Here is a 1,592-nt window from a genome sequence, read left to right as displayed (position 1 = left end):
GAGCGGCACACAGCGCGGGAGATGCCCCTGCGGCTCGCCGTGCAGCAGTTCCTCAGGGAATCCGGCCCCCTCCCAGTACTCCGCCCGGCACGCCACCACGAGCCGCGCTCCGGTCTCCTCCAGCCATGTCGCCGTGCCCTTCGTCCACTCGGCGAGTCGGTGGGCGAGGACCGGGGGCATCTCCTCGGGGCCGTCCAGGAGCAGGAACAGGGGGCGGCCCGGGGTGCGGGAGAGCCGGGCCAGCCGCTCGGGGGTGAGGTCGCCCAGGCCGGTGGGGGCGGTGTCCGCGGAGGCCGCCACGATCCGGGCCGCCCTGGTGAGCGCACGGCGGGCCGCGTCGGCCACCGAGGTGTCGGTGTCCTCCAGGTCGGCACCGCGCAGCCAGAGCGTGGGGGCCGGGGCGGGGCCGCGGTGGCGCCGGGCGGCTAGGGCCGCGAGTTGTGTCGTACGGCCGCTGCCGGGCGGTCCGACGAGTCCGAGGACGGGTGCCGGGCCCTCGGTGAAGGCCGTGAACTCCCGTGTGCACGCGACCCGTTCGACGGGCTCCACCGGGTCCACGCGGCCCGCGTGACCGGCGAGCGCACCCGACGGCCCGTCCTGGCCCACGGAGGTGGCCGTCAGCTCCAGCACTCCGGCGAGGTTGAGGTCGGCGCCGTACGCCGGGACCGTCGTGGCGTTCTCCGCGAGCAGGTCGGCGAGGGGGCCGGTGCGGACGCCGCCGAGCGGGACCGCGTAACCGCTGTCGCGGTGGCCGCTGTGCAGGGCGGTGCCCAGGACGGCGACCACCGCGCCCGTGGCGGAGTCGAGCACGGGTCCTCCGGCGGCCCCGCCGCCCCGCCGCAACGCGTCCCGGCCCGCGGTGCCGATCGCCAACTCCAGGGCGCTTTCGAGGAGATGGCCGCGGTCGGTGGCCGCGTACGTGACGGAGGCGGTACCGAGCACGCGGGCCTCGCGCCAGCAGCCGGCCGGCAGCCGCACATAGGCGCCGGTCTCGACGGTGCCGCGCACGGAGACGGGCAGCGGGTCCACGCCGAGCCCCTCGGTCCGCACGAGCGCCAGATCCAGCTCGGGCAGCGGGGTCACGGCGTCGGCGCTCACCGCACGGCTGCGGTCACCGGCGCGCAGGATGAGCCGGGACAGTCCGTCGACGGTCTCGTGCGCGGTGACGACGGTGCCGTGGTGATCCGCGACGAAGCCGGTCCCCCGCAGCCGCCCGGCCGGATCGTGGACGCGCACGAGGTCCGGGTCCTGCCCGGGCCCGGAAGAGACCTGCTCGCCTCCGTGCGCGGGCCCGGGGCGATCGCCGGGGCGAGCCCACAGGTACCTTCCGCACGCCGCTTTCAGGACGCTCACGTCCTCCTGCCCGGCACTCGGCGTGCCGGAGGCGGACGGTACGGCTCCGCCGACGGAGTCACCCCCTGCCACCATGGCCGAACCTCCCCGCCGTACGCACGTTCCTGCTCTCGACGGTAGGCGGGGGGTGATCAGCGGGACAGATCGCGTGGGGAACGCGCCCCCTTCCACTCCCCCGGTTCACTCCGAGCGCCTGCCCGGGCGGGTGAATGGAAGGGGGACGGCGGATACACCCTAGG

At 76.1% G+C, this 1,592-nt stretch carries 1 protein-coding gene; it reads right to left on the bottom strand.

Features of this window, described 5'->3' with window-relative positions; translation table 11 throughout:
- Positions 1 to 1,236, bottom strand: a 1,236-nt coding sequence (locus EHS43_RS44195; protein WP_369009081.1) for a trypsin-like peptidase domain-containing protein, incomplete at its 3' end; no start/stop codon positions are given.
- Positions 1,237 to 1,592: the final 356 nt, after the last annotated feature.

The organism is Streptomyces sp. RP5T, assembly GCF_003933965.1.
Taxonomy (GTDB): Bacteria; Actinomycetota; Actinomycetes; order Streptomycetales; family Streptomycetaceae; genus Streptomyces.
Note: the sequence above shows the minus strand (reverse complement) of the source record. Positions and strands in the feature narration are given on the sequence as shown.